The sequence below is a fragment of the Frankia sp. AgB1.9 genome, from assembly GCF_016786355.1.
Classification (GTDB): Bacteria; Actinomycetota; Actinomycetes; order Frankiales; family Frankiaceae; genus Pseudofrankia.
The window spans coordinates 23,378-49,787 of record NZ_JADWYX010000005.1; the positions used below are offsets into that span (position 1 = coordinate 23,378).

The 26,410-nt window shown below is 73.3% G+C and carries 21 protein-coding genes; 4 read left to right on the forward strand and 17 right to left on the reverse strand.

The features are described 5' to 3' along the window. Nucleotides 1-118 precede the first annotated feature (118 nt). From I6A60_RS02950 to hisS, 4 genes are all read right to left on the reverse strand, one after another. Nucleotides 119-1,465: a CU044_5270 family protein gene (locus tag I6A60_RS02950; RefSeq protein WP_203016881.1), complete on the reverse strand. Its 1,347-nt coding sequence runs from the start codon at nt 1,463-1,465 to the stop codon at nt 119-121. Then, on the reverse strand, nt 1,458-2,153 hold the full coding sequence (locus tag I6A60_RS02955; protein WP_203016880.1) for an RNA polymerase sigma factor: 696 nt from the start codon (nt 2,151-2,153) through the stop codon (nt 1,458-1,460). The genes I6A60_RS02950 and I6A60_RS02955 overlap by 8 nt, the downstream gene beginning before the upstream one ends. A gap of 105 nt (nt 2,154-2,258) precedes the next feature. After that, complete coding sequence (gene thyX / locus I6A60_RS02960; RefSeq protein WP_203016878.1) at nt 2,259-2,993, reverse strand: FAD-dependent thymidylate synthase; 735 nt, start codon at nt 2,991-2,993, stop codon at nt 2,259-2,261. A 616-nt stretch (nt 2,994-3,609) separates the two neighbouring features. Continuing rightward, nucleotides 3,610-4,935: a histidine--tRNA ligase gene (gene hisS, locus I6A60_RS02965; RefSeq protein ID WP_203016875.1), complete on the reverse strand. Its 1,326-nt coding sequence runs from the start codon at nt 4,933-4,935 to the stop codon at nt 3,610-3,612. Between the two features lie 192 nt (nt 4,936-5,127). On the opposite strand from hisS, the gene I6A60_RS02970 reads away from it, so the two are divergent. Next, nucleotides 5,128-6,981, forward strand: a complete 1,854-nt coding sequence (locus I6A60_RS02970) for an Hsp70 family protein (RefSeq protein ID WP_203016873.1) — start codon at nt 5,128-5,130, stop codon at nt 6,979-6,981. 51 nt (nt 6,982-7,032) lie between these two features. Next, nucleotides 7,033-9,291 carry a hypothetical protein gene (locus I6A60_RS02975; RefSeq protein WP_203042527.1) on the forward strand — a complete coding sequence of 753 codons (2,259 nt, stop codon included), beginning with the start codon at nt 7,033-7,035 and terminating at the stop codon, nt 9,289-9,291. Between the two features lie 41 nt (nt 9,292-9,332). Here the strand turns inward: I6A60_RS02975 and dapB are convergent, their stop codons facing one another. The 13 genes from dapB to rimP form a co-directional block, all read right to left on the reverse strand. Beyond that, on the reverse strand, nt 9,333-10,073 hold the full coding sequence (gene dapB, locus I6A60_RS02980; RefSeq protein ID WP_203016869.1) for a 4-hydroxy-tetrahydrodipicolinate reductase: 741 nt from the start codon (nt 10,071-10,073) through the stop codon (nt 9,333-9,335). Nucleotides 10,074-10,260: 187 nt separating this feature from the next. Beyond that, the gene (locus I6A60_RS02985) at nt 10,261-11,613 is read right to left on the reverse strand and encodes a pitrilysin family protein (protein WP_203016867.1); all 1,353 of its coding nucleotides are present in this window, start codon (nt 11,611-11,613) and stop codon (nt 10,261-10,263) included. Nucleotides 11,614-11,620: 7 nt separating this feature from the next. Further along, entirely contained in the window at nt 11,621-13,804 is a 2,184-nt protein-coding gene (locus I6A60_RS02990; RefSeq protein ID WP_203016866.1) for a polyribonucleotide nucleotidyltransferase, read from the reverse strand. A 349-nt stretch (nt 13,805-14,153) separates the two neighbouring features. Then, entirely contained in the window at nt 14,154-14,423 is a 270-nt protein-coding gene (gene rpsO, locus I6A60_RS02995) for a 30S ribosomal protein S15 (RefSeq protein WP_203016941.1), read from the reverse strand. 250 nt (nt 14,424-14,673) lie between these two features. Then, a complete protein-coding gene (locus I6A60_RS03000) occupies nt 14,674-15,624 on the reverse strand; it encodes a bifunctional riboflavin kinase/FAD synthetase (protein WP_203016864.1) in 951 nt (316 codons plus the stop codon). A 130-nt stretch (nt 15,625-15,754) separates the two neighbouring features. Then, the gene (gene truB, locus I6A60_RS03005) at nt 15,755-16,702 is read right to left on the reverse strand and encodes a tRNA pseudouridine(55) synthase TruB (protein ID WP_203016925.1); all 948 of its coding nucleotides are present in this window, start codon (nt 16,700-16,702) and stop codon (nt 15,755-15,757) included. Nucleotides 16,703-16,737: 35 nt separating this feature from the next. Then, on the reverse strand, nt 16,738-17,979 hold the full coding sequence (locus I6A60_RS03010) for a bifunctional oligoribonuclease/PAP phosphatase NrnA (protein WP_203016862.1): 1,242 nt from the start codon (nt 17,977-17,979) through the stop codon (nt 16,738-16,740). Beyond that, nucleotides 17,976-18,524: a 30S ribosome-binding factor RbfA gene (gene rbfA / locus I6A60_RS03015; RefSeq protein ID WP_203016860.1), complete on the reverse strand. Its 549-nt coding sequence runs from the start codon at nt 18,522-18,524 to the stop codon at nt 17,976-17,978. Before rbfA ends, I6A60_RS03010 begins: the two co-directional genes overlap by 4 nt. 50 nt (nt 18,525-18,574) lie before the next feature. Then, nucleotides 18,575-18,919, reverse strand: a complete 345-nt coding sequence (locus I6A60_RS03020) for a DUF503 domain-containing protein (protein WP_013422297.1) — start codon at nt 18,917-18,919, stop codon at nt 18,575-18,577. A gap of 32 nt (nt 18,920-18,951) precedes the next feature. After that, nucleotides 18,952-22,179, reverse strand: a complete 3,228-nt coding sequence (infB, locus tag I6A60_RS03025; protein ID WP_203016858.1) for a translation initiation factor IF-2 — start codon at nt 22,177-22,179, stop codon at nt 18,952-18,954. Between the two features lie 264 nt (nt 22,180-22,443). Continuing rightward, nucleotides 22,444-22,809: a YlxR family protein gene (locus I6A60_RS41195; protein WP_203016856.1), complete on the reverse strand. Its 366-nt coding sequence runs from the start codon at nt 22,807-22,809 to the stop codon at nt 22,444-22,446. A 7-nt stretch (nt 22,810-22,816) separates the two neighbouring features. Next, the gene (gene nusA, locus I6A60_RS03035; protein WP_203016854.1) at nt 22,817-23,992 is read right to left on the reverse strand and encodes a transcription termination factor NusA; all 1,176 of its coding nucleotides are present in this window, start codon (nt 23,990-23,992) and stop codon (nt 22,817-22,819) included. Continuing rightward, complete coding sequence (gene rimP / locus I6A60_RS03040) at nt 23,989-24,810, reverse strand: ribosome maturation factor RimP (RefSeq protein WP_203016852.1); 822 nt, start codon at nt 24,808-24,810, stop codon at nt 23,989-23,991. Before rimP ends, nusA begins: the two co-directional genes overlap by 4 nt. A gap of 422 nt (nt 24,811-25,232) precedes the next feature. Between rimP and I6A60_RS03045 the strand changes: the two genes are divergently transcribed. Both I6A60_RS03045 and I6A60_RS03050 read left to right on the forward strand, forming a co-directional pair. Continuing rightward, nucleotides 25,233-25,820 (forward strand): hypothetical protein, encoded by a 588-nt coding sequence (locus I6A60_RS03045; RefSeq protein WP_307838673.1) that lies wholly within the window; start codon nt 25,233-25,235, stop codon nt 25,818-25,820. A gap of 66 nt (nt 25,821-25,886) precedes the next feature. Then, on the forward strand, nt 25,887-26,405 hold the full coding sequence (locus tag I6A60_RS03050) for a DUF4439 domain-containing protein (RefSeq protein ID WP_203016849.1): 519 nt from the start codon (nt 25,887-25,889) through the stop codon (nt 26,403-26,405). Nucleotides 26,406-26,410: the final 5 nt, after the last annotated feature.

Below are 26,410 nucleotides of genomic sequence, written 5' to 3' on the forward strand. Positions count from 1 at the left end.
GTCGAGCGGACATCGCCGCTCCTGCCCCGCGGCTCCATTCGACAACGCCCGCCGGCCCGTTCCGACCTGCCTTGCCGACCCTCGGCCTGTGACTTCCGGCCCGCCCGGCCCAGTACGGTCAGCCGGTGGGCGCCGAGTCGACGACCTCGCTGCTCACCGCCGTGTAGGAGATCGCGGTACCCACCGGGACCCCGGGGATGTAGTCCGCGTTGAGGACGACCTCCCGCTCCCCGATGAACTGGCCAGTGGCCGGGTCGAAAATCATCTCCTGGCGGGTGTCTCCGCCCTCGTCGCGGCCGACGGCGACTCCGGTTCGGCCGGCCAGGTTCGCCGCGTGGTCCGTGACCGTCACGCCCGGGATGCCGGTCGCGGCGCGGAAGAACGCGGCCCGCAGATCCGCGGGCACGAATCCGCACCGCATGACGTCGGCGATGAAGACCAGCGCCTCGCCGTCCTTCGACCGGCCCTCTCCCTCGGAATCGTGGTAGATCCGGGCCAGCAGCTTGTCCGGGTCGCGCGGCAGGCGGGACAGAAAGCCGGGAGTCGGGGCCTGCCAGGCCTGAATGTCCAAGATCGGGCCGTTGAACTCGCCGCCTACGGCACGAGTCAGATACGGCACGGAACTCTGCCCACCCAGTCCGTTGGCCTTCGCCCAGGTCTCGTCCGCTGGGTTGAACCAGTGGATCGCCGTCGGGCCGCCCTGCTGCATGATCCACGGCTTCGTCGGGTCGCCGGGGATCCAGAGCCGGGTCACGGACTCCACCAACCAGGTGACCTCCCTGCCGTCGGTCCCCGTGGTGCTCGAGCCGTAGGAGGCCCGAGTGGTGATCTCCCGGTACTGCGTCGGGCCGACCGGCGGATCCGGCTTCGCCGCCACGACGGACGCGGCCTGCCGCAGCAGGGTCGACGCCTCGGCCGTCGCGTCCGCCCTGCCCCCCACCGTCACCGTGTCGAGGGTGAACAGCCCAGCCGCCACGACGACGGCCGCGACCGCCACCGCGATCACGCGGCGGGTCGTCACCCGCGGCCGTAGCCGCCGCCGGTGCCGGGCCGCACGGCCCGGCCCCGCGTCTGGCCCCGTGGTCGGCGCCGCGACCGCACCGTCGGCCAGCACACCGTCGGCACGAACACGGTCGGCAGGAACACGGTCGGCAGGAACACGGTCAGTGGGCACCGCAGCAGCAGGCGCGCCCGTGGCGCTGACCTGCGCCGCGCGGTTCAGCAGCCTGTCGCGGGCCGCCGCGAGCACGGTGGCCCGCGGCTCGGGAAGACCGAGGCGCAGCCCGGCCAACGGCGCGAGCTCGGCCCGGATCACGGCCTCCTCGACGACCAGCTGGCCGGCGGTGAGCCCGCCGGACGCCTCGTCCAACGGGACCGCCGTCCGCGCGCCGTTGAGGGCGGCAGCCGGGTTCGGCCGGGCGTCTGGTGCGGGGCCGGCCCCGGAAACCGGGAGGTGGTCAGCCATGGTCGCTCTCCTCGGTCACGATCGGGCGCCCGGAGTCGGCGTCGAGGACGGCCCGGACCCGGCGCCGGGCCCGGTGCAGGCGTGAGCGCACGGTGCCGAGCGGGATCGCGAGGGCCTGGGCGATCTCCGCGTAGCTCAGCGAGGCCCAGGCGAACAGCAGCAGCACGTCCCGGTCCTCGGGCGGCAGCTCGGCGACGGCGGCCGCGACGGCCGGCCCCGAGGCCTGGGCGTCGGCCCGTTCCAGGGCTCGCTCCGTCCCGTCCTCGGCCGCGGGGTCGACGCCACTGCGGGCGTACGCCCGCAGCATGCGTGCCTCGTCGCGGTGGTGGCGCCCGACCAGGTTCGACGCGATGCCGTACAGCCAGGGCCGCACGTCGGCACGGTCCAGGTCATAGGCGCCACGCCGCTCGAACGCGACCAGGAACGTGGAGGCGACCAGGTCGTCCGCGGCCTGTGGGCCGACCCGGCGAGCCAGGTACCGGTAGATCGCCACCGCGTGCCGGTCGAACAGCTCCGCGAAGGCCGCCGGCGAGTCGACCGACCGAGCGACGATCCGCGCGTCCGTCCGGTCAGGCGGCTCATCCCGAGCCGGGACGACGGGACTGCCCGCCGCGCGTGACCGATGGTCACGCCTGAGCGGGACGTCCGCCGGCTCCGCGACGGCTGGGACGCTGGTGTCTGCGCTCACACCTGTATTTGCCCGAAACGGCGCATCGGGTTCACGGGGGTTGTCGCCGCCCGGTCAGCCCGCCCCGACGCGAAGGCGGGCGGGCAGGCTGACGTCCGGGATGACCTACCCCTCGCTGACGAGCGGGCTGGAGGCGACCTCGGTGCCGTCGTCGAGGGTGGAGACGCGGAAGTCCGCGAAGACGTTCGGAGCGACGTCCTGGAGCGCGCGCAGGGCCAGGATGGCCAGGCCCCGGATCTCGACGTCGGCGGACTCGGAGGCCCGCATCGCGATGAAGTGCCGCCAGGCGCGGTAGTTGCCGGTGACCACGATGCGCGTCTCGGTGGCGTTCGGCAGCACGGACCGGGCCGCCTGGCGGGCCTGCTTGCGCCGCGACGTCGGCGCGGCCACCTCGGCGAAGTGCTTCTCCAGGCCCTCCAGCAGTTTCGAGTACGCCTCCAGCGACGCGGCGGCGGCCTCCTGGAACAGGGCGTGCAGCTCCGGGTCCGCCGCGACGACCTCGGGCTCGACCATCTCGGCGTCGCGCTCCGGGACGTAGCGCTGCGAGAGCTGGCTGTAGGAGAAGTGCCGGTGGCGGACGAGCTCGTGGGTGAGGCTTCGCGACACCCCGGTGATGTAGACGGTCACGGTGCCGTGCTCCAGCACGGACAGGTGGCCGACGTCGAGGATGTGGCGCAGGTAGCCCGCGTTGGTGGCGGTGGCCGGGTTCGGCTTGCTCCAGCTCTGGTAGCAGGCCCGGCCCGCGAACTCGGCCAGCGCCTGGCCGCCGTCGGCGTCGGTCTCCCACGGCACGTCGGCCGGCGGAAGGAACTCCGTCCGCGCGATCACCTGAACCCGCACTGCCACCTCCGCGATCGAGCCGCCCCGCTGGAGGCGGCCGATCCACCGTACCGGCGGCCTGGATGTCCTGGTTCCCGGTGGCCGGGATCCGGCCGAAGACCACGCCGACGCGACTGGAGTCCTCACCGTCCGAGGGCCCGGTTCGGCCGTCCCCGGAGCGTCGGCGCTGTGGGTGAGCCGAGCCCGACGACCTGGTACGCACCCGGACTCGCCGGGAAGAGGCCCCGAGTGTGGCGGTGTCAGCACCCACATACCCGTCCGGTCACCCGTCCGGAGCAAGGTCTGGGTCGGCGCGCGTGGCCGTGGTACACCGGAACCGGCAACCGCTCACGGGCGGTCGCCACCGCCACGGTGACTGTGTACCCGCCGCCGGCCCAGCCGACGGACAGCCACCACGGCGACGGCCGGGGTCTTCGCCCCCGTCACCCCCGGCTAGCGGCCCACCGAGCAGGCTGACCCCCGGGTCAGCTTCCCGGTGGGCCGTTATGGGCGGACCCCGTCCCCGACGAGCCCGACAACCACCTCGGTGCGAGTGATCGCTGTTTTGGCCCTCGGGTGGTCGTAGAAAGGCCCCAGACACAACCACGCGAGGGCCAAAACGGCGATCAACCGGGCGTCAGGGGCTCAAGGGGGTCCAGGTGTCCGGGTCGGCCTCGGTCTGGTCGCCGGTGGTCAGGTTCTTGACCTCGTGGGGCTTGCCGTCCTCGAAGGGCGGGAACCAGAGGGCGCCGATGCCCTTGCGGTTGGCGTAGCGGAGCTGCTTGGCCAGCTTGTCGGCCTGGTGGTAGGTCTCGACCTTCAGGCCGCGGGCGCGCAGCCTCCCGGCCGTGGCGACCGCGACCCGGCGCCGCTCGTCACTTGGGATCACGACGAGGACGTCGGCCGGGCTCGCCGGTCCCGGCGTGATCATCCCCTCGGCGACCAGCTTGGCGAAGATCCGGGTCAGGCCGATGGAGATGCCGACGCCCGGCAGGTTGCGCCGGATGAACGAGCCGGCCAGGTCGTCGTACCGCCCGCCCGAGCAGATGCTGCCGAAGCCGGGCCAGTCGACGAACTTCGCCTCGTAGACCGTGCCGGTGTAGTAGTCCAGCCCCCGGGCGATCGACAGGTCGGCGACCACGCTGCCGACGGGCAGGTCCGCGAGCTCGTCGAGGACGAACGTCAGCTCGTCGAGCCCGGTGGTGAGCAGGTCGGACTTCACGCCGAGCCGGCCGACGGCCTCGACGACGGCTGCCGAGCCACTCGCCTTGACGGCGGCCAGGTCCAGCACCGACTTCGCCTGCGCGGCCGTGAGCCCGACCTGGTCGACGAGCACCTTCGCGACCCCGTCAGGGCCGATCTTGTCGAGCTTGTCCGCGGCCCGGATGACGGCCACCGGGTCGTCGATGCCGAGGCCCTCGTAGAAGCCCTGCAGCAGCTTCCGGTTGTTGACGTTCAACGTCCAGGCCGGGACGTTCAGCTCGGTGAGCACCTCGTGCACGATCCGCGGGAGTTCCGCGTCGAAGTACAGCGGCACCGAGTCGACGTTGATGACGTCGATGTCGCACTGGGTGAACTCGCGGTACCGGCCCTCCTGCGGCCGCTCACCCCGCCAGACCCGCTGGATCTGATAGCGCCGGAACGGGAAGGCCAGCTCGTTGAAGTGCGCGGCGACGTATCGCGCGAACGGCACCGTCAGGTCGAAGTGCAGCCCGAGTCGGCCGGAGTCGTCGCCCGGCTCGGCCTGCAGCCGGCGCAGCGCGTAGACCTCCTGGGAGGTCTCCCCCTTGGCGGCGAGCACGTCGAGCGACTCCACCGACGGTGTTTCGACGGAGCAGAAGCCATACCGCTCGAAGGTGGCGCGAATCCGGTCGAGCCAGTCCAGCTCGACGGCTCTGACCCCGGGTAGCCATTCGGGGAATCCACTGATCGCGACCGGCTTGACGATCGGGGCATCACTCATCGCGGAAAAACCTGACCTCTCACAGCGGCTTTGGAGAACGGCAACAGCACGGCGCGCGAACGAACGCGGGCCGGCTACCGATGTCGCGCGGAGAGGTCGGTGTGCACGGGCCGTCACTCTACCTGTCCCGTCGGAACGACCGATCGGGCATCCGGAGCCCGCCGAAGTCCGCGACCGGATAGGTTTTTGCCTGTGCGCGCACCACGGGGTGGTTCATCCGGGCTGTCCGGAGACGGGACTGTCTTCGGCATCGACCTCGGCACCACCTTCAGCTGCCTGGCTCGCGTCTCCCCGGCCGGCGAGGCCGAGATCGTGCCCCTGCTGGACGGCTCCGCGACGCTGCCCAGCGTCGTGCTCTTCGTCGGCTCGGACGACTACATCACCGGCGAGACGGCCCGCCAGCTCGCCCGGTCCAGGCCGGACGACGTGTGCGCGCTGGTCAAGCGGCGGATGGGCGACGGCGAGTGGCGGTTCGTGCCGGCCGGGGCGCCGCCGGGCACGGCCTGGTCGGCCCCGGCCGTCAGCGGGCTGATCCTCTCGGCACTGATCTCGGACGCGGAGCTGACCGGCGGCGAGCCGGTCCGCGACGTCGTGATCACCGTGCCGGCCTACTTCGGCGACGAGGAACGCCGGGCGACCGTGCTCGCCGGCGAGTACGCGGGCCTCAACGTCGTCGACGTCATCAACGAGCCGACCGCGGCCGCCCTCTCCTACGGCTTCGCCCGCTTCGAGGTGGGCTCCCGGCGCACTCTCGCCGGGCCGAGCGCCGCGGACGAGGAGGTCGCGCTGGTCTACGACCTGGGCGGCGGCACCTTCGACGTCACCATCGTCGAGCTCGCCGACCGCCGGGTCTCGGTGGTGGCGATCGACGGCGACCACCAGCTCGGCGGGGCCGACTGGGACGAGAAGCTGGTGCTCCACCTGGCGGACGCCTTCACCGCGAAGTTCCCGACGCTGCCCGACCTGCTCGACGACGGCGCCGCCGCGCAGACGCTGTCCCTGGCGGCCGAGCAGGCCCGGCGCGAGCTGACCGACCGGACCGTGACCGTCGTGCGGGTCGAGCACGCGGGCGGCGCACTCGACGTCGAGGTCACCAGGGCCGAGCTGGAACGGCTGACCAGTGGCCTGCTGGACCGCACGATCACGCTGACCAGGGCGGCCGTCACGGCGGCCACCGAGCGCGGCGCCCGCGGCGTCGACCGGGTGCTGCTGGTGGGCGGTGCCTCCCGGATGCCGGCCGTCGCGCGGCGGCTGTCCGAGGAGTTCGGCGTCCCGGTCGAGCTCAGTGACCCGGATCTGGCCGTCGCGAAGGGCGCGGCGATCTACGGCGAGAAGAAGGCGCTGGAGCGGCTCGTCGTCAGCGACCTGGTGACCCGCGGCCAGCTGGCCGACGGCGCTGGCGTCGACGCCGCAGACCCGGCTGACCTGGACGCGGCCTGCCGGCGGCTCGCCGACGCGCTCGGCCTGCCCGCGGCCCGGGTTCGCCGCACCGTCGAGGTGCAGGTGATCAACGTCATCTCCCGAGGCTTCGGGGTGCTCGCGCTCGACCGGTTCGGTGAGCACGGCGCCGTCTTCCTGGTGCACCGCAACGACCGGCTGCCGGTCGTTGTTCGCCGCCCGTTCGGGACGGTGCGCGACGACCAGGACGCCGTGACGGTCTACGTCGTCGAGCAGGCCGGCGGCACCGAGTCCCGCCGTCTCGATGACAACAAGATCATCGCCGAGGCCGAGATCGCCGACATCCCGTCCGGCTACCCGGCCGGCACCGAGATCGAGATCACCTTCCGGATGGGCTTCGACGGCATCCTGGAGGTGACCGCCCGGCACGAGGGGCTGGCGGACCGACCACTGACCGTCCGGGTGGAGACGTCCGCCGCGCTCAGCCAGGCCGACGTGGCCCGGGAGCGCGACCAGGTCGCCCGCGCCCGCCGAGCCAGAGACGCCAGCCGCGCCCGCCGGCCCAACGACGGTCGCCCCGGCGGCGGCCCACCACCTGGCCCCGGCTTCCGCGGCGGCCTCGGCGGGCCGCCGATCGGCTGGACCTGAGCCCCGGTCGCCCTGGGTGACGCAGCGGAAGGATGACGAGGGCAGGATCTGATGGGGCCGTTCGACGCCAACGACTACCGAAGCCGGGTGTTGGGGCCGATCCATGCGCGCGGCGGGGTCGAGCACAGCGACCCCTTCGAGATCTACGACATTCCGCTCGCCGAGGCGACGACGCTCGACGACGCCGCGGTCTCGGCCCAGATCGACGCGGTCTGGGCGTTCTGGCAGCGCAGCCGCGACCATCCCCGCTACCGCGGCGTGATCGACGCGCTGTTGCGCCAGCACCCCGAGCTCGCGGCGGCGCTGCGCGGCCGGCGGGCCCGCGTCGAGCTGGCCCAGGTGGTGGCCCAGGCCCGCGCGGAACGCGAGGACGAGCGGTTCGCGACGGTGGCGGCTGCCGCCGACCGCCTCGTCGAGCGGTTCGGCGGCCTGCCGGAGGACAAGATCCCCGGCCTGCGCCTGATCGCGACGGGAGCCGGTGTCGACGCCGCCGAGTTCGACCGGCGAATCGCCGGCTACCCGCGCGTACCGGCCGGCACGCCGGAACGGACCACGCGCCGCTCGGTGCCCCGCCAGGTGCTGCGCCAGGTCCGCGCCGACCTCGACGAGCTCGGCCGGATCGTCGGCGAGGACGCGCCGCGCAGCCTGTTCGACCTGCTCGGCGTACCACCGGGCAGCGACCTGGCGACGGTCCGCTCGGCCCGCGACGGCGCCGCGACCCGCAACCGGGCCCGCCGGCCGGACCGGCGCCGCGCGCTGATCGACGACCTGCTCGCCGCGGTCACGACGCTGCTCCTAGACGGCGACCCGGAGGCCTACCTGGACGCGCTGGCGGCCGCCGCGGCCGACCTGCTGCGCCCGAGGCTCGCGGCGGTGTTACTGGTGGAGGACCGGCTGCTGCCGGCCGACGCGGCCCTGCTCGTCACGGCGGCGCGCGGCGAGGGCCTCGACCGGGCGCGCGCCGAGGCCGTGGTCCGCGCCCTCGCCCGCGAGGCCGGCGTGGACGAGGCGGTCATCACCCAGGTTCCCGAACAGGAGCAGGCGCAGGGCTCAGCACCGGAGCGGCGGACCAGGCCGACGCCGGCTCGGGGGACCACCCGCGAGCCCGTGGCGACGTCCGGGCACGCGGCGTCGGCCGCCGCCACGGCCGGACGGTCGAGGCACGGCAGCGACCAGGACTGGCGGGAGATCCTCGAACAGGCAAGGGTTCTGCTCGACGCCGGCGCTCCGATAGCGGCCCATGAGCGGCTCGCGCACGCCCTGGAGATCGCCGGCACCGCCACCCAGCCGATCCGCGCTCTCGGGGAGGCGATCGAGTCGGTGATCCGCCGGGCCCACGACGGCTGGGCCAGGCTCACCCAGGCCGTCGCCGCCCACCGGCTGGAGCAGGCCAGGCAGCTGGCCGCCGAGCTGAGCCGGATCGCCAGGGACGTGCCCGGCCCGGACGGCGCAGACCTGGCCACCGTCACCGTCGAGGTGGAGGAACGCCACCAGCGAGCCGGCGAACTGCTGGCCGCCGCGGCCGCCGCCGCGCCGGCCGAACGCGCCGCGCTCGCGATGGCCGCCCTCGAGCTGGCGGCGGACTCGGACGAGGCGCGCGCCCTGCTCCTGGAGAGCCTGCTGCCACCGGGCGCGCTCGCGGTCCGCCGCGCCGCCGGGGCCGTCGAGGTCAGCTGGGTGCCATCCCCCACGCCCGGCGTCCACTACCGGGTGCTGCGGATCGGCACGGACGGCTCCAGCCGGGCGGTCGGCGTCACCGCGACGACCCGGATCGACGACGGCGGCGTACCCGCCGAGGCGACGCTGCCTGGCTACGAGGTGCGGGCCGGCATCGCCGGAGTGTGGTCACAACCCGCCGTCTGGCAGGGGCCGGCGGCGGAGGAGCTGGCCGCGGAGACGATCACCGAGCCGGCTGGCGGCCCGACGGCCCAGGCGGCGGACGCGATCGACCCGGAGGACGAGAGCACCCGGCTGCTCACCCGGACGCCGGCCGACAGCCTGGAGCCGGCCCGTGACCTCGCGGTCGTGGCCGGCCGGCTTCAGTGGACCTGGCCCGACGGCTGCACCGAGGTGATCGTCACCTGGCGGCCGGACATGCCGCCGATCGCCGCCAACGACCCGGTCGCGGGATTCCGAAAGGTCACCAACGCCCGCTACGAGCTCGACGACGGCCTGCCACTCCCGGCCACCCGCCCGCTGTACATCGCGATCTTCGGCTGCGTCCGCGACCGCGCCGGCCAGCTGATCGTCGCCTCGATCGCCGCCCCACCAGCCCGCCGCCTACTACCCACCCGCGACCGCCTCGCATAACCCCCCGCACCGCGGAACGCGAAGATCAACCGGCGGCTCGCCTACAGGTCGAGCAGGGGGTCCAGGCCGACGGTGAGGCCTGGGCGGGAGGCGATCTGCCGGACGGCGAGCAGTACGCCGGGCATGAAGGACGTCCGGTCGAGCGAGTCGTGGCGAATCGTCAGGGTCTCCCCGGAGCCACCGAGCAGGACCTCCTGGTGGGCGACCAGGCCGCCCAGGCGGACCGCGTGCACCGGGACGCCGTCGACGGTCGCGCCGCGGGCGCCGTCCAGGGCGGTGGTGGTCGCGTCCGGGCCGGCCGGGTTCAGGCCGGCCTCGCGGCGGGCGGCGGCGACGAGCTCGGCGGTGCGCCGAGCGGTGCCGCTGGGAGCGTCGACCTTGTTCGGGTGGTGCAGCTCGACGATCTCGACCGACTCGAAGAACGGGGCCGCCTGGGCTGCGAACCGCATCATCAGGACCGCGGCGATGCCGAAGTTGGGCGCGACCAGCACGCCGACCTCGGGAGAAGCCGCGAGCCAGCCGCGTACCTGGGCCAGCCGCGCGTCGTCGAACCCGGTCGTGCCGACGACGGCGTGCAGGCCGTTCTCGACGCACCAGCGCACGTTGTCCATGACGGCGGACGGGCTGGTGAAGTCGACGACCACCTCGGCCTTGCTGAGCGCCGACCGGTCGTCACCCGCGTCGATGGCCGCCACCAGCGCCAGGTCGTCGGCCGCCTCCACGGCCGCGCAGACCGTCGCGCCCATCCGGCCCCTGGACCCGAGCACAGCCACGTTGATCATGAAGAGAACCACCCATCGGCTCGGCGGACACGCCTGCGGACCCGCTACGCCCTGCCAGGTTAGTGCCGCGCGAGGTCAGTGCGGCCCGAGACCGACGCCGCGCCCGGTCAGTGCCGACGACCCGGTCCGCGGCCGAAACCGACCGAGGCCCTCCCCCGTCGGGGAAGGGCCTCGGTCGGCGGACCGGTCAGGAGACCAGGGCCGCGAAGTCGCTGTCGTTCTTGAAGGGCCCGATGACGCCGAGGCCCCAGGGCTGCGCGACGAGCTCGCCGGCGATCGCCTGAACCTCGGCGAGGGTCACGGCGTCGACCCTGGCGAGCACCTCGTCGACAGAGAGCAGCTCGCCGTGGACCAGCTCGCCCTTGCCGAGGCGGCTCATCCGCGAGCCGGTGTCCTCCAGCCCGAGGACGAGCGAGCCACGGGTCTGGCCGCGCGCCCGGTCGAGCTCCTCCTGGGTGATCCCCCGTTCGGCGATCTGGCGGACCTCGGCGCGGCAGATCTCCAGCACCTCACGGGCACGCTTGGGCGCACAGCCGGCGTACAGCCCGAACAGGCCCGCGTCGGCGAAGTGGGTCGCGAACGAGTAGACCGAGTACGCGAGCCCGCGCTTCTCCCGGATTTCCTGGAACAGCCGCGAGCTCATGCCGCCGCCGAGCGCCGTCGAGAGCAGGCCCAGCGCGAACCGGCGCGGGTCACGCCGGGACATCCCTGCGGTGCCGAGCACGACGTTGGCCTGCTCGGTCGGCCGGCGCGAGACCAGCAGCCCGGGCTTGCCCGGGTAGCCGTACGCACCGCCGCGCGGCCCGGCGGAGTCGGCCGGGCCGGCCAGCCGGTCGGCGAAGGCCTCCGCGACCATCGCCAGGGTCCGGTCGTGGTCGATGTTCCCCGCGACCGCGACCACCAGCGCCGGCGCGGTGTAGCGCCCCCGGTAGTACTCGGCGATCGTGTCCCGGTTGAGCGCCTCGATCGAGTCGATCGTGCCGAGGACCGGGCGCCCGAGCGACGACGAGCCGAGGACGGCCTCGGCGAAGACGTCGTGCACGACGTCGCCGGGGTCGTCCTCGTGCATGGCGATCTCCTCGAGGATCACGCCCCGCTCGGCCTCGACGTCGGCCGCGGTGATGATCGAGTTCGCCACCATGTCGCAGACGACGTCGATCGCCATCGGCAGGTCCTCGTCGAGGACCCGCGCGTAGTAGCAGGTGTACTCCTTCGCGGTGAACGCGTTGAGATCACCGCCGACGGCCTCGACGGACGCGCTGATGGTCAGCGCGTCGCGGCTCGGCGTCCCCTTGAACAGCAGGTGTTCCAGGAAGTGCGAGCAGCCCGCCGTCGCCGGGTCCTCGTCCCGCGAGCCGACGCCGACCCAGACGCCGATGGCGGCCGACCGTACGCCGGGCACCTGCTCGGTCAGCACCCGCAGGCCGCCGGGCAGGACCGTGCGCCGCGCGCTCCCGCCCAGCAGTTCCATGGTCGGCCGCCCCGCGAGCAGCGCGGCGGCCCGAGCCGACGGCGTCTGGGTCTCGTCGAGTTGTGTCATGTGCGTGTCAGGCCCCCGCGACGGCGGCGGCTTCCTCCGCCGGCGAGAGACTGATCTTGCCGCGGCTGTCGATCTCGGTGATCTCGACCTGCAGCTTCTGGCCGACGTTGAGCACGTCCTCGACCTTCTCCACCCGCTTGCCGCCCGAGAGCTGCTTGAGCTTGCTGACGTGCAGCAGGCCGTCCTTGCCCGGGGTGAGGGAGACGAAGGCGCCGAAGTTCGTGATCTTCACGATCGTGCCGAGGTAGCGCTCCCCGACCTCCGGCATCTGCGGGTTGGCGATCGCGTTGATCGCCGAGCGCGCCGTCTCGGCGGAGACGCCGTCGGCCGCGCCGATGTAGATCGTGCCGTCGTCCTCGACGGTGATCTCGGCGCCGCTGTCGGCCTGGATCTGGTTGATCATCTTGCCCTTCGGGCCGATGACCTCGCCGATCTTGTCCACCGGGATCTTGACCGAGATGACCCGAGGCGCGTGCTGCGACATCTCGTCCGGGCCCTCGATGGCCTCGGCCATGACGTCGAGGATCGCGAGCCGGGCCGCGCGGGCCTGCTGCAGCGCGCCCGCGAGCACGTTCGCCGGGATGCCGTCGAGCTTGGTGTCCAGCTGCAGCGCGGTGACGAAGTCACGGGTGCCGGCGACCTTGAAGTCCATGTCGCCGTACGCGTCCTCGGCACCCAGGATGTCCGTCAGCGTGACGAACGCGTCGCCCTCACGGATCAGGCCCATCGCGATGCCTGCGACCGGCGCCCGCAGCGGCACACCGGCGTTCAGCAGCGACAGCGTGCTCGCACACACCGAGCCCATCGAGGTCGACCCGTTGGAGCTGAGCGCCTCGGAGACCTGCCGGATCGCGTAGGGGAACTCCTCGCGGCTCGGCAGCACCGGCAGCAGCGCCCGCTCGGCGAGCGCGCCGTGGCCGATCTCGCGGCGCTTCGGCGAGCCGACCCGGCCGGTCTCACCGGTCGAGTAGGGCGGGAAGTTGTAGTTGTGCATGTAGCGCTTGGTGCGGTCCGGGTTGAGCGTGTCGATGGTCTGCTCCAGCCGGAGCATCGCCAGCGTCGTGACACCCAGGATCTGGGTCTCGCCACGCTCGAACAGCGCGGAGCCGTGCACCCGCGGCACGTAGTCCACCTCGGCGGACAGCGCGCGGATCTCGGTGGTGGCGCGGCCGTCGATGCGCAGGCCGTCCTCGACGACCCGCTTGCGGACCAGCTTCTTGGTCAGCGCCCGGTAGGCGGCGCCGATCTCCTTCTCGCGGCCGTCGAACTGCGAACCGACCTTCTCGACCGCCAGGGCCTTGACCCGGTCCAGCTCGCTCTCGCGCTCCTGCTTGCCGGCGATCCGCAGCGCGGCGGCCAGCTCGTCACCGACCGCGTTGGTCAGCACGTCGAGCACGTCGTCGGTGTAGTCCAGGAACACGGGGTACTCGCGGACCGGCTTGGCCGCGGCGGCGGCCAGCTCCCGCTGGGCCCGGCACAGCTCGCGGATCGCGGGCTTCGCGGCCTCCAGGCCGGCGGCGACGACGTCCTCGGTCGGCGCCGGGGCGCCGTCGGCGAGCAGCGCCACGGTGCCCGGGGTCGCCTCGGCCTCGACCATCATGATCGCGACGTCGGAGTCGTCCTCCAGCACTCGGCCGGCGACGACCATGTCGAAGGTCGCGCGGGCGAGCTCGGCGTGGGTCGGGAACGCCACCCACTGGCCGTCGACGTAGCCGACCCGGGTCGCGCCGACCGGGCCGGTGAACGGCAGGCCGGCGAGCAGCGTCGACGCGCTGGCCGCGTTGATCGCGACGACGTCGTAGAGCGTCTCCGGGTCGAGCGCGAGCACGGTCGCGACGACCTGGATCTCGTTGCGCAGGCCCTTGGTGAACGACGGGCGCAGCGGCCGGTCGATCAGCCGGCAGGTCAGGATCGCGTCCTCGCTGGGCCGGCCCTCGCGGCGGAAGAACGAGCCGGGGATGCGCCCGGCCGCGTACATCCGCTCCTCGACGTCGACCGTCAGCGGGAAGAAGTCCAGGTTTTCCTTGGGGTTCTTGCTGGCTGTCGTCGCGGACAGCACCATCGTGTCGCCCAGGTAGGCGACCACGGAGCCGGCGGCCTGCTTGGCCAGCCGACCGGTCTCGAACCGGATCGTCCGGGTGCCGAGCGGGGTGGTGACGACCGCCTCGGTCGCCGTTGTCGAGTCATCCACTTCTTTGGTCCTCCATCCTCTTCGCCTGGCCGGGGCCGTCTGGCGAAGGGGTGCCGGTGCTCAGTCGTGGCTCCCGGCCCGGTCCGCGGACGCGGACTGTCCGGAAGTCACGACCGAGGACCGGCGGCTCACGCCACCACGGACCCGGCCAGGTCCTCCACAACGCCGAGGGCCCCTCCCCCGGCGCTGTTCACTTCTCACATCCGTACGAGCCGGGCTCCGGAGGTCATCCCCCCGGGCCGGCCTGGCGAGCCCCGCAGCCGCCCCGAATGGCGGCGAGCCGGACTTGCCCGCATCGACCCGATATGCGGCAGAGGGAGCGGCCCCATGGGACCGCTCCCTCTGGTCACTATCGGCGGAGGCCGAGTCTTTCGATCAAGGCTCGGTACCGGCTGATGTCGGTGTTCTGCAGGTAGTTCAGCAGCCGACGGCGCCGGCCGACCAGCAGCAGCAGGCCACGGCGGCTGTGGTGGTCGTGCTTGTGCACCTTCAGGTGCTCGGTCAGGTCACTGATCCGCCGGGTCAGCATGGCCACCTGCACCTCGGGGGAGCCGGTGTCACGCTCGACCGTTGCGTAGTCGGACATGATCTTCTGCTTCACGTCGCTGGAAAGCGGCACGATCCACCTCTTCTTCTCGTGCACGGGGGGTGCGCCCGGGGTCTTCGTCACCCAGGCATTCCGACTGTCCACGCCGTGCCCTTGATCAGCACTAGCCTTGATCAAGGCTGGCGGCCTGTGAACACACCTCACCCGTCTTGACTTCGCAGCCTATCAACTCCAGGGAACCGAGCAGCCAACGCACCCATCCGGCGGGCCCGAGGGGCACCTTCTCGGCCAGTTCGCCACCGATGTCCCGTCGCCCAGAACGTCAGGTCGCGGTGGTGGCCGTGCGGGTCGCCTCGACGTCGAGGGTCATCTGACTGACCAGCTCTTCAACTGAGTTGAATTTCAGGGTTGGGCGCAGCAGGGCGACGAACTCGAAGGCCATGTACTCGCCGTACAGGTCGCCGTCGAAATCGAGCAGGAACGCCTCGACTCGGCGCTCCCGACCGGCGAAGGTCGGGTTCGTCCCGATCGAGATCGCGGCCGGCTGACGACGGCCCGACCAGCAGGCGTACCCCGCGTAGACGCCGTCCGCCGGGATCGCCGCCCATGGGGTGACCTGCAGGTTCGCCGTGGGGAAGCCGATCGTGCGGCCACGGGCGTCCCCGTGCACCACGACCCCCTCGACCCGATGCAGCCGGCCCAGACCCTGCGCCGCGCCGACGACGTCACCCTCGGCGACCTGCGCGCGGATGTGGGTCGAGCTGACGACCGGGGTCGCGTCTGGGCCGGCCTGGTGGTCGTCCCGCAGCAGCTGGATGTCGTCGACCTCGAACCCGTGCTGAGCGCCGGAACGGACCAAAGTGTCGATCCTGCCGAGCGCCCGGTGCCCGTAGCTGAAGTTCTGCCCGACGACGACCACCCGGGCCCGCAGCGTCTCGACCAGGATCTTGGCGACGAACTCGTCCGCCGGGACCTCGCTGAACTCCAGCGTGAACGGCTGTACGCAGAGGGCGTCGACGCCGATCGCGGCGAGCAGCTCGGTCTTGAACTGCAGCGTCGTCAGCAGCGCCGGATGGCTGCCCGGGCGCAGCACCTCGCCCGGGTGTGGGTCGAAGGTGAGCACCAGCAACGGCAGGCCGAGCGCGGTCGCCCGCTCGACGGCCCGGCCGATGATCTTCCGATGGCCCACATGGACGCCGTCGAAAAAACCGATCGTGACGACGCCACCACGCCAGTCGACTGGCGTGTTGTCCAGCCCTCGCCACCAACGCACGTGCCGAGCCTAGGGCATGGCGGGCGCGTACCTTCGCGGGTGCGGCCAACTGCATGATCGACTGCCGGATCCGCCACAGGCGTCGGCGACGGTCACGGCGTCGGTACCACCATGAGCCTCGAAGCGATCTTCAACCCGCGGGGGCGAAGACCACCAGATAGCGGGACTCCCGGCCGTGGTCCTCGGCGAGGGCGAGCGCGGTTCCGTCTGCGGCCACGACGCCGTAGGGGCCTTGTAGACCGGCTGCCGGAAGACGGCGGCCGTGGGCGACGGCGTCCGCCTCGTCAGCGTCCACCCGGCGGATTGGGAAGGCACTGGCGACGGCGGCCGCCAACGGCGTGACCGCCTCTGCCGCCCGTTCGGCGAAGGCGTCCAGGTCCAGCGCGTCAACGACCTGGAACGGACCGACGCGGGTGCGGCGCAGGTAGGTCAGATGGCCACCGCAGCCGAGGTCCGCGCCGAGATCGCGGGCGAGGGCCCGGATGTATGTGCCGCTGGAGCAGGCGACCCGAACGGCGAGATCCGCGCCCGCGGTGTCCGGGGCGCCGGTGCCCCGGTCCCGGCGCTCGCCCAGCTCGAAGGCGCTGACCGTGACGCGACGAGGGGCCAGCTTGACCTCCTCGCCGGACCGGACCCGCGCGTAGGCACGCTTACCGTCGATCTTCACCGCGCTGACGCTGGACGGGACCTGGTCGATCTGCCCGGTGAGCCGGCCGATCGCGGCGGCGAGCGCGTCCGCCGCGGCGTCCACCGGCCGCTCCTCGACGACCTCGCCCTCCGCGTCGTCCGTGACCGTCGTGACGCCGAGCCGGATGACCGCCTCGTACTCCTTGTCGGTGAGCGCGAGGTGGCCGAGCAGCTTGGTCGCCCGGCCAACCCCGAGCACCAGCACACCGGTCGCCATCGGGTCGAGGGTGCCGGCGTGGCCGATCTTGCGGGTGCGCAGGATCCGCCGTGCCTTCGCGACGACGTCGTGCGACGTCCAGCCGGCCGGCTTGTCGACGATCACCAGACCATCGGGAGCCGGCGGGGGGCCGGCAGGTGCCGGCGACGGCTCGGTCGGGAACGTCGTTGGCAAGGTCACAAGCTCTCCGTTCAGGGCCGGCGGCGCCCTCAGGACGGGCGCGGCGCGGCGGCCAGGTGGGCGACGCGGATCGTGGTCGTGCCCATCGGGCCGTCGCCACTGGACCCGGAGGCACTGGACCCGGAGGAACTGTGCCCGGAGGCGTGGCGGCGCACCTGGTTCAGGATCGCCGCCACGATCTGCCCGACGCGCGTCTCGTCGTCAGGCCGCCCGCCGCCGGGCCCCGCCTGGCCCGCCTGGCCCGCGGCGGCCTGGTTCACGCCTGGGCTGACCGTGAAGCCGGCCTTCTCCCGATGCCCGCCGCCTCCGAGGCCCATCGCCACGGCGCCGACGTCGATCGGCCCGCGCGAGCGCAGCGAGACGGTCCAGCCCCGGTCGGGCAGCTCCTTGGCGACCGCGGCGAGGTCCGCCTCCAGCACCCCCCACAGCACGTCCACGACGCCTTCGACGTGCTCCAGGCGCAGTCCGTGCCGGGCTAGGTCCGCGTCGGTGATGTAGGTCCAGGCCAGCCGGTGGCCTTCGGCGCCGGAGCATTCGGACAGGCCCGCCCGGCCCAGCACCTCGGCGAGCAGGCCCACGTAGCCGAACCGGTGGATCCCCCAGACCGACCAGCCGATGACGGTCGGGTCGGCGCCGGCGTCGACCAGCCGGGCCGCCGCGCGGTGCGCCGCGGCCGAGGTCGTCGCCTGCCGGAACGAGCCGGTGTCGGTCGCGAGCCCGGCGTAGAGCGCGGTCGCGACGTCGGCGGTCAACGCGAGGCCCATCCGGTCGAGCAGCTGAAGCACCACGGTCGAGGTGGACGGCGCGTCGGGGTCGACCATCCGGACCTGGCCGAAGTCGGCGCCGGAACGGTGGTGGTCCACGACCAGGGTGTGGGGCGCGCCCGCCATCCGGTCGGCGAGGACGCCGAGCATGTGCGGCGCCGCGGCGTCGAGCGTGACCACCAGGTCGAGCCGCGCCGGCAGCCGCGCGGGCGCGACCAGCAGATCGTGGCCCGGCAGGAACGCGAGCCCGTCCGGCACCTGGAACGGCTCGGCGTCGAACGAGACGACCACCGTTGCGCCGGCGTCGCGCAGCGCGAGGCCGAGGGCGAGGGCCGAGCCCAGCGTGTCCGAGTCCGGGTTGACGTGGGCGAACAGCCCGACCGTCCAGTCCTCGGCCAGTGCCGTACGCAGCAGCGTGACCGGGTCCGGCCCGGCCGACGGCCGGCCGGGCGCCGCCACGACCTTCCGGCTCGGCTCCGCCGGGCCGGAAGGAACCCCGGGGCTCATCGCCCGACGCCGCCCACCGACCGGCCTGGGCCGGCCGGGTCCGGCTCGTCGTCGCGCTCGTCATCGCCGAAGGCGTCGTACTCGGAATCGTCGACGTCGTCCAGGTCGTCGAGCTCGTCGTCGATCTCCCTGGGCTTGCGATACGGGTCGGGCTCGCCGGCGTGGCTCGCGCCCTCGCGCCGGGTCTCCAGCTCCGCGTCCCGCGCCCTGGCGACCGCGAGCAGGTCGTTGAGATGCTGCGCGTCGTCGGGCAACCGGTCGTGCACGAACGTCAGCGTCGGCGTCGATTTCACGCCCGTCGCCTTGCCCACCTGGGAACGCAGCAGGCCCTTGGCCGACTCCAGGGCGCGGGCCGAATCGGCCCGGGCCTCGTCGTCGCCGTAGACGGTGTAGAAGACGGTCGCCTCCATCAGATCCGGGGTCACCCGGGCGTCCGTGATCGTCACCATCCCCAGCCGGGGGTCCTTGACTCCGCGTTCGAGCGCGGCCGCGACCACTTCCCGAACACGCACCGCCAACCGGCGCGCGCGGGCGGGATCAGCCACCGTTCACACCTCCATGCACGCCATCCGAAGACCTAACCGGTCCACGTCGGTCATGCCCCTTGTAGGCCGCTCCAGCCACCGGAGAGGTCGGCCTGTTCGTCAATGTCGTCCTCGGCGAGCAGGCGGCGGCGCGTCTCGAGAACCTCAAGCTCCGGCCGCTCCTCGACCAGGCGCTCACAGCCGTCGAGGATGTCGACGCAGAAGCCCCGGTCGGCAGCGACGACCGCGATGCCGAACTTCACCCGCCGGTGCAGCTCGTGATGGTCGACCTCGGCCGCGCTCACCGGAAACCGCTTGCGCAGCTCGGCCACGACCGGCCGCACGAGCGACCGCTTCTCCTTCAGCGAATGAACGTCACCAAGCCGCACGTCCACGCTGAGCAGACCTATCCACATGTATGTAGTTCCCTGCCGGCGGCCCTGTCGGCTTAAACGCGCGGGATCTCGCGCTGCTCGAAGGTTTCGATGACGTCTTCCAGCTTGATGTCGTTGAACGAGCCGAGTCCGATACCGCACTCGTACCCGTCGCGGACCTCGACGGCGTCGTCCTTGAACCGCTTCAGCGACTCGACGGTGAGGTTGTCGGCGACCACCACGCCGTCCCGGATCAGGCGCGCCTTGCTGTTGCGCCGGATGATCCCGGTCCGGACGATGCAGCCGGCGACGTTGCCGATGCGCGGCACCCGGAAGACCTCGCGGACCTCCGCCGTGCCGAGCTGGGCTTCCTCGTAGACCGGCTTGAGCATGCCCTTGAGGGCGTTCTCGATGTCCTCGATCGCCTGGTAGATGACCGAGTAGTACCGGACCTCGACACCCTCGCGGTCGGCCAGCTCGGTCGCCTTGCCCTGCGGGCGGACGTTGAAGCCGATGATGAGCGCGTCCGACGCCGAGGCCAGCATGACGTTGGTCTCGGTGATCGCGCCGACACCGCGGTCGATGATGCGCAGCCCGACCTCGTCGCCGAGGTCGATCTTGAGCAGCGCGTCTTCGAGGGCCTCCACCGAACCGGAGACGTCTCCCTTGAGGATGAGGTTGAGCTGAGTCTTCTCGCCCTCCTTCATCCGCTCGAGGATGGTCTCCAGCGTCGGGCGGCCACGGCTCATCGCCAGCTCGGCGTTGCGCTCGCGGGCCTGACGCCGCTCGGCGATCTGCCGGGCGACCCGGTCCTCGGGCACGACCAGGAGGTTGTCGCCCGCGTCCGGCACGCTGGTGAAGCCCAGCACCTGCACCGGACGGGCCGGACCAGCCTCGGTCACGTTCGCGCCGTGCTCGTCGAGCATCGCGCGGACGCGGCCGAACGCCTCGCCGGCGACGATCGAGTCACCGATCTTCAGCGTGCCGCGCTGGACCAGAACCGTCGCCACGGGGCCACGGCCGCGGTCGAGCCGGCCTTCGATCGCCACACCCTGCGCGTCGACGCCGAACGCCGCCTGCAGGTCGAGCGACGCGTCAGCCGTCAGGATGATCGCCTCGAGCAGCCCGTCGATGTTGGTCCGGCTGCGCGCGGAGACGTCGACGAACATCGTGTCGCCGCCGTACTCCTCGGCGACCAGGCCGTACTCGGTGAGCTGGCCACGGACCTTCGCCGGGTCCGCGCCCTCCTTGTCGATCTTGTTCACCGCGACCACGATCGGCACGTTCGCCGCCTGGGCGTGGTTGAGCGCCTCGATGGTCTGCGGCATGACGCCGTCGTCGGCCGCGACGACCAGAACGACGATGTCGGTCACCTGGGCACCGCGGGCACGCATGGCCGTGAAGGTCTCGTGACCCGGGGTGTCGATGAAGGTGATCGGCCGCTCGTCGCCGTCGACCGTGGCGGTGATCTGGTAGGCGCCGATGTGCTGGGTGATGCCACCCGCCTCGCCGGCGACCACGTCAGCGGACCGGATCGCGTCGAGCAGCTTCGTCTTGCCGTGGTCGACGTGGCCCATGACCGTGACGACCGGCGGACGGGTGCCGAGCACGACGTCCTCGGCGTAGGCGCCACCGAACTCGAGGTCGAAGGTCTCCAGGAGCTCCTTGTCCTCGTCCTCGGGGCTGACGATCTGGACCTCGTAGCCCAGGGTGACGCCGAGCAGCTGCAGCGTCTCGTCGGTGCACGACTGGGTCGCCGTCACCATCTCGCCGAGCTGGGTGAACACCACCTGGACCAGAGCGCCCGGGTTCGCCTCGATCTTGTCGGCGAAGTCGGCGAGCGACGCGCCACGTGGGAGCCGGATGGCCTGCCCGTTACCGCGCGGGACCATCGCCCCCATGCGCGGCGCCTCGAGGCCGCTCTCCCATTCCTGCCGCTTCGCGCGCTTGGACTTGCGCTGACGACCCGGACGGCCACGGCCACCGGGGCCGAAGGCGCCCGCCGTCGTACCGCCACGGCCACGACCGCCGGCGGCCGGACGGCCACCGCCGCCCGCGCCACCGCCACCGGGACCACCGGGACGACCGGCGCCACCGGCACCACCCGGACCGCCGGGACGGCCAGGAGCGCCACCCGCGCGGCCGGCGAAGCCGCCACCGCCGCCGGGCCGCGGACCACCAGCGCCGCCGCCACCACCCGGACGCGCCCCAGGACCGCCGCCGGGGCGGCCAGGAGCGCCACCCGCCGGGCGAGGCTGGAACATGCCGGGGCCGGGACGCGGGCCGCCGGAGCCACCGGGCCGAGGCGGCATGCCGCCTGAGCCACCCGGCCTCGGGCCACCGCTGCCACCGGGCCGAGGCGGCATGCTGCCGGGGCTCGGCCGCGGGCCACCGGGACCGCTCGGGGCACCCGAGCGCGGCGCGCCGGGCGCGCCACCGGGACGCGGAGCACCAGTCCGGGGACCGCCGGGAGCGCCGCCGCCACCACTGGGGCGGGGCGCGGCGGAACTGGGCGTGGTGTACGGGTTGTTACCAGGTCCCTGCGGCCGTGGGCCGGGACGCGGACCAGGCCGCGGGCCACCGGTGCGAGGCGGCGCGGCCGCCGGACCACCGGCGGACGCCTGCGCGGCACCGGGAGCCGGACCACCGGCGGCGGCAGGCGGGGAGGCCTGACCACCAGGAGCGGCCGAGCCGCCGGGAGCAGCCTGATCGCCGGCAGGTGCCGGGCTGTCAGGAGCCGCTGCCGGGGCGCCGGGACGCGTCCGCGACCCGGGCGGCCCAGGCATCCCAGGCCGGGGGCCGGGACGAGGACCTGACTGCGTGGGGGACTGCGAGGCGGCCGCGGCGGGCGCAGCCGGCCGGTCCACCTGCGGGACCGGCTCGGGGCGCACGGGCTCGACCGGAGCGTTCACCGACGGACGGGTGGACACCGGTGCCGGAGCGGCGCCGCCACCGGGAGCCGCGGCGGGCCGAGGACCGGTCGCGGGACCGGGACGGCCGGGAGCCGGGGCTGGGCCGGGACGGGGACCCGGCCGGCCGGGCACACCAGCGCCGGGGCCGGGACGGGGACCCGCGCCATTGGCGGGACGACCGCCATTGCCGGCGGGACCGGGACGGCCCGGCTTGGAGCCGGCCTCCGCGGGACCGCCGAGCCGCTCCTTGAGCTTGCGGACGACGGGTGCTTCAACGGTGGAAGAGGCGGACTTGACGAACTCGCCCATGTCTTTCAGCGTGCCAAGGACGGTCTTGCTGTCGACGCCGAGCTCCTTGGCGAGCTCGTGTACGCGGGCCTTACCTGCCACGGTGCTCCTTCGTTCGGCCCGCGGTTCGGCGCCCGCGTGACCTCGTTACCTGCTGGTCGCGATCATGGCTGCGTGCTCATTGCGCGGTCATCGCTCTCGACCTGCTTCCGTGTCGGCGTCGGCCGGTTACCTCCGGCGAACGCCACCGTCCAGTGGGGCACTCCCCCACCCTGGCTCCTTGCCCGGTCAGCGCGCGTCACGCGCCACCCGGTCTTGCCCGGGCCTCACCAGCCCCAGTGGGGCCGCTGATTCCCGTCGGACCTCTCAACAACGTCCCGGCTCGTCCTCGTCCCGGTTGGGACGAGGAATCTGCTGGACGTGCGCCCGGACCCGCTCGGAACCGAGCGGCCCAGGCACCCGCAACGCACGGGGAAACGCCCTCCGGCGCTCCGCGAGGTCGAGGCATGTCAGGTCGGGGTGCAGATGCGCCCCCCGGCCGGGCAAGCGGCGGCGAACATCGGGCAGGAGTTCACCGTCCACCACGACGATACGCAGCAGGTCGGACCGCGCCGCCCGGGATCGACAACCAACACAGGTGCGAACAGCCGACTTTCCGACTGAAGTACCTTCACCTGTCGCAGTACGCCCACCTGAAGTACCGGCGAGTTCCTGCTCCCCACGGCGCGCCACGGCGAGTCTATCCCGTTGCGCCCCTAGGCTGCCCGCCCGCTGCCGGCGAGCGTCGGGCGCCCGGTCCGCCGGCGCCTGGTCCGGTGACGGCCGGGGCTGCGTCCGGGCGGCGGAGATCCGCCGGCCCGGCGCCGGCGCGGCGCGGCGAGTCGGCGGGGCGTCGCCCGGCGCCACCATTGTCACCTTCCGTGTCCGAATGGATGTCGATCCGCCAGCTGGTCAGCCGGGCGGCGAGCCGAGCGTTCTGGCCCTCCCGCCCGATCGCCAGTGAGAGCTGGTAGTCAGGCACCGTGACCCGGGCCGCCCGGCCGGCGAGGTCGGTGACCTCGACGCGGGACACCCGAGCGGGCGAGAGCGCGTTGCCGACGAACGTCGCCGGGTCGGCCGACCAGTCGACGATGTCGATCTTCTCGCCGTGCAGCTCGGCCATCACCGCGCGCACCCGGCTGCCCATCGGGCCGATGCACGCACCCTTCGGGTTCACCCCGGCGACCTTGGACCGGACCGCGATCTTGCTGCGGTGCCCGGCCTCCCGGGCGATCGCGGCGATCTCGACAGTACCGTCCGCGACCTCCGGGACCTCCAGCCGGAACAGGCCCTTCACCAGCTCGGGGTGGGTCCGCGACAGGGTCACGGCCGCGCCGTGCGGGCTGCGGGCGACGTGCACCACATAGCACTTGATCCGGTCGCCGTGCTCCAGCGTCTCGCCGGGCACCTGCTCGGCCGGCGGCAGCACGCCCTCGATCGCCCCCAGGTCGACGAGGACCACCCGGGAGCCGGCCCGCTGCTCGTGGTGCTGGACCACGCCGGAGACGATCTCGTGCTCGCGGTCCGCGTACTGGCCGTAGGTGACCTCCTGCTTGGCCTCCCGCAGCCGCTGCATGATGACCTGCTTGGCGGTCGCCTGGGCGATGCGGCCGAAGTCCGCCGGCGTGTCGTCCCATTCCCGGGCCGAGCCGTCCGGCTGGATCTCCTGGGCCAGGACGGTCACCTCACCGCTCTTGCGGTCGACGACCACCCGGGCGTCGGCGACCCGGGGCTCCTCCTCGTCGCCCGCGTCCTGCTGGACGCGGGTGTGCTGGTAGGCCTTGAGCAGCGCGGTCTCGATCGCCTCGACCAGCGTCTCGAACGCAAGATCATATTCACGCTCGATGCCGCGCAGCTCGGCGACGCTAATTTTCACCGGTCTGTCTCCTCACCCGGGCTCCCGCCGACATCCTTGCGGCGCCCGGCGGTCGGCGCGCGCCGGGCATCGCCCGGGTCGTCGGCGCCGTGCTGGTCATCGGCGACGTCCAGCTCGTCAAGGTCAGCGGCCCCGTCGTCATCGGCCCAGCCGTCATCCAGCTCGTCGCCGACCTCGGCCGCGTCCTCGAAGCCCGCGCCGTCGTCCTCGGCCAGGTCCACGTCGGCATCCGTCGCGGCCGGGCCGGCGTCCGCGGCGCCGGCGTCGGCCGACTCGCCGCCGGCCGGGCCGAACTCGATCTGGACCACGGCCCTGGCCACGTCGGCGAACCGTAGCCGTTCAAGCTTCGTCTTCACCGGGCGGCCCCGCCGCGCCGATCCGGCGGCGACCGCGAGGTCGACGCCCTCGTCATCCGCGCCGAGCACCCGGCCGAGGACGACGGCGCCGTCCACCCGCCGGGCCTCGACCAGCCGGCCGCGGGCCCGCCGCCAGTGCCGAGGCTCCGTCAGCGGCCGGTCGACACCGGGCGACGTCACCTCCAGCACGTACGCGCCGGCCAGACCGCGCTCGTCGACCTGATCGAGCAGCTCGGAGATCAGCCGGCTGGCGTCGGCGACCGCGTCCAGGTCGATGCCGTCGTCGCGGTCGACGGCCACCCGCAGCACGCTGCGGGAGCCGGCGCGCGACAGGCTCAGGTCGTCCAGGTCGAACCCGGCCTGCGCGAGCGCCTCGGCGAGCCGGTCGCGGATCTCGGCCGGCGGCGCCGAGCCGCTCGTCTGCGGCCGGTGGCCCGTGCGGCCACTCGCGTCCCGTGCCACGTCGCCCGATCCCTTCGTTCCTTCTGGTCCCGAGGCTCGTGCCTCGGTGGGTGTGTGCTGGTCTGGGGCGGACCCCCGGGAAGTGTTCCCCCGGTCTGTTCTCGCCCCGCGCCATGAACGCCGACCGCCTGGCGCCGCGTCACCGGGTGTTGTCGCCGGCCGGGGACGATCAGGACGCCCGACCGCCAGGACACCTGCCCGCGGTCTGGGTGGTCTTCGAGATCCATAGCCTACGTCCGTCGCGGTACGGCTCCAATCCAGCCTCCCGCCGGGCTGCCACCTCTGGCCGGCGGAGTCGAAAGCGGAGTCGAACTATGGCCGGGCTGTCCGGTCGGAACCGAGCGGGCCGGCACCTCGGCGGCGCACCCGGGCGGGGAGCCCAGACCACGTGGAGCGCACAGGAGTGTGATTGGCTGCGCAGCGTGCGAAGGGTCGCGGCCCCGTCCCGGCGGGCAGTGCTGGCGTTGCCGGCGACAGGCCTGGCCGCGACCGGCCTGGCCACGCTCGCCGCAGGCTGCTCCACGAAGCTGCCGACCAGCTCGGTGGAACCACCGGTCGATCTCGCGGCCGCCCAGGCCGCGGCCGGCACCGAGCGCGCCCTGCTGGCCCGCTACGACGCCGCCATCGCCAGCCACCCGGCGCTCACCGGCCTGCTGGCCGGCCTGCGCGCGCACCACGCCCAGCACCTCTCGGCGTTGGCCACGCTGGTGCCCGGGGTGTCGACCGCCGATCCGACCACGACGCCGTCGGCGGGCGGCTCCGGCACTCCTGCCGCCAGTCCGGCCGGCGCCGCCGCGACGCCCACCGGGCCCGCCACCGCGCCGGTGGACGACTCCACGGCGGCCCGGGCGAGCGCCCTGGCGGCGCTGGCGGCCGCCGAGCGCACCGCGGCCGGCGCCCACCGGGCCGGCTGCCTGTCGACGACCACCCGGCTCGCGCCGCTGCTCGCTAGCCTGTACGCGGCCGAGTCCTGCCACGCCGACCTGCTCGCGCTCGGCGCCACCGGCTGACCCGGCCCCGTCCCGCCCGGACGACCCGCGGCCGACCACCCGAACAACGCAAGGATGAAAGGCACGATGGTGGGGACCAGCCGGCCGACGACCACGCCGTCCTCGACCACGCCGTCCTCGATCGGGGCGCTGAGCCAGGCCGGAGTCACGGCGCTGTCGGCGCTGCTCGCCGTCGAGCATGGCGCGGTGTACGGGACGTCGGCGGCCGGCGGAGCACTCGCGCCGCTCGGCGCGCCGGCCGGAGACGCCCGGACGCTGGCGTTCGCGGCCTACGCCGCGCACCGCGAGCTCCGGGACCAGCTGACCGGGCTGCTGTTGGCCGCCGGCGCCCAACCGTCGGCCGCGCTGCCGGCCTACGCCCTGCCCGTCAGCCCCACGACCGTCCTGGCGGCGCTGACCCTGCTCGCGCAGCTCGACGACCGCACGGCCGCCGCCGCCTACGACGCGGTCGCGACGGTGGGCGGCCCCACCCGCGAGCTGGTCGTGGACGCGCTGACCCAGGCGGCCGTCCGCGCCCAGCGGGCCAGGCTTACCGCCGGCAAGAACCCCGCGAGCGCCATCCAGGCGTTCCCCGGCGGCTCCTGACCCGG

What these genes read in the sequence shown, in the direction of transcription:
- hisS (WP_203016875.1), bottom strand. Translation starts at nt 4,935, where the DNA reads ATGAGTGATGCCCCGATCGTCAAGCCGGTCGCGATCAGTGGATTCCCC.
- I6A60_RS03010 (WP_203016862.1), bottom strand. Translation starts at nt 17,979, where the DNA reads ATGAGCCCCGGGGTTCCTTCCGGCCCGGCGGAGCCGAGCCGGAAGGTC.
- dapB (WP_203016869.1), bottom strand. Translation starts at nt 10,073, where the DNA reads ATGATCAACGTGGCTGTGCTCGGGTCCAGGGGCCGGATGGGCGCGACG.
- I6A60_RS03050 (WP_203016849.1), top strand. Translation starts at nt 25,887, where the DNA reads ATGGTGGGGACCAGCCGGCCGACGACCACGCCGTCCTCGACCACGCCG.
- I6A60_RS02985 (WP_203016867.1), bottom strand. Translation starts at nt 11,613, where the DNA reads ATGACACAACTCGACGAGACCCAGACGCCGTCGGCTCGGGCCGCCGCG.
- I6A60_RS02975 (WP_203042527.1), top strand. Translation starts at nt 7,033, where the DNA reads ATGGGGCCGTTCGACGCCAACGACTACCGAAGCCGGGTGTTGGGGCCG.
- I6A60_RS03020 (WP_013422297.1), bottom strand. Translation starts at nt 18,919, where the DNA reads ATGTGGATAGGTCTGCTCAGCGTGGACGTGCGGCTTGGTGACGTTCAT.
- I6A60_RS02950 (WP_203016881.1), bottom strand. Translation starts at nt 1,465, where the DNA reads ATGGCTGACCACCTCCCGGTTTCCGGGGCCGGCCCCGCACCAGACGCC.